This is a genomic window from Dyella sedimenti, from assembly GCF_022760995.1.
Taxonomy (GTDB): domain Bacteria; phylum Pseudomonadota; class Gammaproteobacteria; order Xanthomonadales; family Rhodanobacteraceae; genus Dyella; species Dyella sedimenti.
Genome location: NZ_JAKWJO010000015.1, coordinates 1 through 3,983 on the forward strand (window position 1 = coordinate 1; position 3,983 = coordinate 3,983).

Annotated in this window: 4 protein-coding genes; all 4 read left to right on the forward strand. The window is 70.9% G+C overall.

What is annotated here, in order from left to right; genetic code table 11:
• Positions 1-1,572 (forward strand): type II secretion system ATPase GspE (gspE, locus tag MJ605_RS19145; protein ID WP_243043140.1); only part of this gene is annotated, 1,572 nt, incomplete at its 5' end.
• A 129-nt stretch (positions 1,573-1,701) separates the two neighbouring features.
• Positions 1,702-2,919 (forward strand): type II secretion system inner membrane protein GspF, encoded by a 1,218-nt coding sequence (gene gspF / locus MJ605_RS19150; protein ID WP_243043141.1) that lies wholly within the window; start codon positions 1,702-1,704, stop codon positions 2,917-2,919.
• Between the two features lie 20 nt (positions 2,920-2,939).
• Positions 2,940-3,413, forward strand: coding sequence for a type II secretion system major pseudopilin GspG (gene gspG, locus MJ605_RS19155; RefSeq protein ID WP_279237687.1), 474 nt, complete (start codon positions 2,940-2,942; stop codon positions 3,411-3,413).
• A 68-nt stretch (positions 3,414-3,481) separates the two neighbouring features.
• Complete coding sequence (locus tag MJ605_RS19160; protein WP_243043143.1) at positions 3,482-3,889, forward strand: GspH/FimT family pseudopilin; 408 nt, start codon at positions 3,482-3,484, stop codon at positions 3,887-3,889.
• Positions 3,890-3,983: the final 94 nt, after the last annotated feature.

Here is a 3,983-nt window from a genome sequence, read left to right on the forward strand (position 1 = left end):
GCGCTGATGGCGCGGCTGGGGCTGGTGTCCGAGCGGGATCTGGCGGAGGCGTGGTCCGAGTTGCTGCAGACGCCGCTGCTGGCCGCGCGCGAGGCGCCGGAGCTGCCGCCGGCGGAGCTGGAGGTGTCGGTGCGCTTCCTCAAGCAGCAGCACGTGGTGCCGGTGCGGGTAGAGGAGGATGCGCTGGCGCTGGTGGTGGCCGACCCGGCCGACCCGTACCCCTTGCAGGCGATCCAGCTGGCAGCGGGTCGCCCGGTGGCGCTGCGTATCGGGCTGCGCTCGGAGATCGACGACCTGATCGAGCGCTACTACGGCACCGGCCGCTCGGCGATGGGCACCATCGTGGAGAACCTCGACGGCGGGACGGCGGTGGAGGACGACGTGGAGCACCTGCGCGACCTGGCGTCGGAGGCGCCGGTGATCCGCCTGGTCAACCTGATCCTGCAGCGGGCGGTGGAGCAGCGCGCCTCGGACGTGCATATCGAGCCGTTCGAGAACCGCCTGAAGGTGCGCTACCGCATCGACGGCGTACTGCACGAAGTGGAAGCGCCGCCGGCCAGCTCCACCGCGGCGGTGATCTCGCGCGTGAAGATCATGGCCAAGCTCAACATCGCCGAGCGGCGGCTGCCGCAGGACGGGCGCATCCAGCTGCGGGTGCAGGGCAAGGAGCTGGACCTGCGCGTGTCGACGGTGCCCACCAGCTTCGGCGAATCGGTGGTGATGCGCATCCTGGACCGCGAGTCGGTGGTGTTCGACTTCGCCTCGCTGGGCTTTACCGACCACTTCCAGCAGCGCTTCATCGACGTGCTGGAACGCCCGCACGGCATCCTGCTGGTGACCGGTCCGACCGGCTCGGGCAAGACCACCACGCTGTACACCGCGCTATCGCAGATCAACACGCCGGACGTGAAGATCATCACCGTGGAGGACCCGGTGGAGTACCAGCTCGAAGGCATCAACCAGATCCAGGTCAAGCCGCAGATCGGGCTGGACTTCGCCGGGGCGCTGCGCTCGATCGTGCGGCAGGACCCGGACGTGATCATGATCGGCGAGATGCGCGACCTGGAAACCTGCCGCATCGCGATCCAGTCGGCGCTGACCGGCCACCTGGTGCTGTCCACGCTGCACACCAACAGCGCGGCGGGCGGCATCACGCGCCTGCTGGACATGGGGGTGGAGGACTACCTGCTGGGGTCCACCGTCAACGGCATCCTGGCCCAGCGCTTGGTGCGGCGGCTGGACCCGGCGACGGCGATCCCCTACGAGGCCCTGCCGGAGGTGATCGCGCAGTTCGCGCTGGACAGGTACACCGACGAGCGGCCGATCCGGCTGTGGAAGCCGGGCAGCAGCGCGGCCAACCCGACCGGCTACCGGGGCCGGCAGGCGATCCTGGAGTTCCTGGTGATGAGCGACCCGCTGCGGCGGCTGGTGATGCGGCGCGCCGACGCCGGTGAAATCGAGCGGCAGGCGCGGGCCGAAGGCATGCGCACGATGTACGAGGACGGCATCGCCAAGGCGGTGGCCGGGCTGACCACGCTGGAGGAGGTGCTGCGTGTCACGCAGGAAGGCTGAGGCCGTCATTCCCTCGCGCCGTCGGGGAACATCGCAGGCTCGTCATGCCGGCGAGGGTAGGCCGGCGCACGCGTCAGCCGCCCCTCGCTTCGCTTCTCTCCCTCAGGGAGAGAGGACGGGCGTCACGCCATGAGCCAGTTTCGCTACCGCGCCGTCAACGCCGCCGGGGACGTGCTGCAGGGGCAGATGGAGGCGGCCAGCGTGGAGGAGGTGGTCAGCCGGCTGCAGGACCAGGGCCACACCCCGCTGGAGGCGCGGGCGGCCGAGGCCGGCGGGAGCGGGCGCGGGCTGGCCGGACTGTTCCAGCGCGGCCCCTTGAGCGGCGACCAGCTGGCGCAGTTCACCCACCAGCTGGCCACCCTGCTGGGGGCGGGGCAGCCGCTGGACCGGGCGCTGGGCATCCTGATGGACCTGCCCGAAGGGGCCCACGCCCAGGCGCTGATCGAGCGGGTGCGCGACCGCGTGCGCGGCGGCACGCCGCTGTCGCAGGCGCTGGAGGAGGAGCACGGGGTATTCCCCAAGTTGTACCTGAGCCTGGTGCGGGCGGGCGAGGCGGGCGGGTCGCTGGACGACACCCTGCGCCGGCTGGCCGAGTACCTGGAGCGCTCGCAGCAGCTGCGCGGCAGCATCGTCAACGCGCTGATCTACCCCGCCTTCCTGCTGGTGGGGGTGCTGGGCTCGCTGCTGCTGCTGCTGGCCTACGTGGTGCCGCAGTTCGTGCCGATCTTCGAGGACATGCAGGTGCCGATCCCGTGGATCACCCAGGCGGTGCTGGCGGTGGGCAACACCCTGCAGGCGTGGTGGTGGGCGCTGGGGCTGGCGGTGGTGCTGGGCGCCCTGGCCGCGCGCGCGCGGTTGCGCGCGCCGGCGACCCGGCTGGCCTGGGACGCGCGGCTGCTGACCCTGCGCGTGGTGGGGCCGCTGCTGCTGAAGGTGCAGACCGCGCGCATCGCGCGCACCCTGGGCACCTTGCTCAAGAACGGCGTGCCGCTGCTGAGCGCGCTGGGCATCGCGCGGCAGGTCACGGCGAACCGGGCGCTGGACCAGGCGCTGGCGCAGGCGGCCGAGCAGGTGAAGGACGGCGCGGGGCTGAGCTTCGCGCTGGGCCAGACGCAGCGCTTCCCGCGGCTGGCGCTGCAGATGGTGCAGGTGGGCGAGGAAGCGGGCCAGCTGGACACCCTGCTGCTGAAGGTGGCCGACACCTTCGAGCTGGAAAGCCGCCGGTCGATCGACCGGCTGCTGGCGGCGCTGGTGCCGGCGCTGACCATCGTGATGACGATCCTGGTGGCGATCATCATGGCGGCGATCCTGCTGCCGCTGCTCAGCCTGACCAGCAATATTCAGTGATGTTCACGGGAGATCATGCGATGCGGAGAGAATGGGGAAGGGGGAAGGGGGAAGGGGGAAGGGCAGGGCGTCGGTATGCCGAAGCCCGAAGCCCGAAGCGCGCGCGGGGTTTCACGCTGCTGGAAATGCTGGCGGTGATCGTGCTGATCGGCATCATCGGGGCGGTGGTGGTGACGCAGGTGGGCAAGAACGTGGACAAGGGCAAGTACGGCGCGGGCAAGGCGCAGCTGACCACGTTGAGCCAGAAGATCGAGAACTACGCGCTGGACAACGGCACGCCGCCGGCGCAGCTGCAGGACCTGCTGGTGAAGCCGGCCAACGCGCGCAACTGGCAGGGCCCGTATGCCAAGGAGTCCGAGCTGCACGATCCGTGGGGCCATGCGTTCGGCTACAAGTACCCGGGCGACCACGGCAGCTTCGACCTGGTGTTCTACGGCCAGGACGGCCAGCCCGGCGGCGAGGGGTACAGCGCCGACGTGGGGAACTGGCAGTAATGAGCCGGGCAGGGAACAGGCCACGTCGTTGCGGCCTCCGCCGCGTGGCGGGCTTTACCCTGCTGGAGATGCTGGCGGTGATCCTGCTGATCGGGATCGCGGCGGCGGCGGTGGCGGTATCGGTGACGCAGGGGCTGGCCAGCGCGCGGGTGAGCGCGGCGAGCGGGGAGCTGGCGGCCGTGCTGCGGGCCACGCGCACGCAGGCGATCGTGCACGGCACCGAGCACACGGTCGAGGTGGACACGCGGGCCAACACCTACCGGGCCGACGGCGGCGCGCCGGTGCGGCTGCCGCAGGGCATGCGCATCGGCATCACCAGCGCGAAGGAAGACCAGGTCAACGAACACACCGGCCGCATCCGCTTCTTCCCCGACGGCAGCGCCACCGGCGGCCACATCACCCTGCAGCGCGAGCGCCGCCAGTGGCGGGTCAACGTCTCCTGGCTCACCGGCGCGGTCAGCGTGGTGGCGTCGTGAGCACCGTGCTTCATCCACGCAAGGCGGCCGGGCCACGGCGGACGATGGCGTTGGCTTTTCCTCATGCCTCGTGCGCCAGAGGCTTCAGCCTGCT

Bases quoted from the DNA above. Each gene is read 5' to 3' on its own strand.
- gspF (WP_243043141.1), top strand. From the start codon at position 1,702: ATGAGCCAGTTTCGCTACCGCGCCGTCAACGCCGCCGGGGACGTGCTG.
- gspG (WP_279237687.1), top strand. From the start codon at position 2,940: ATGCGGAGAGAATGGGGAAGGGGGAAGGGGGAAGGGGGAAGGGCAGGG.
- MJ605_RS19160 (WP_243043143.1), top strand. From the start codon at position 3,482: ATGCTGGCGGTGATCCTGCTGATCGGGATCGCGGCGGCGGCGGTGGCG.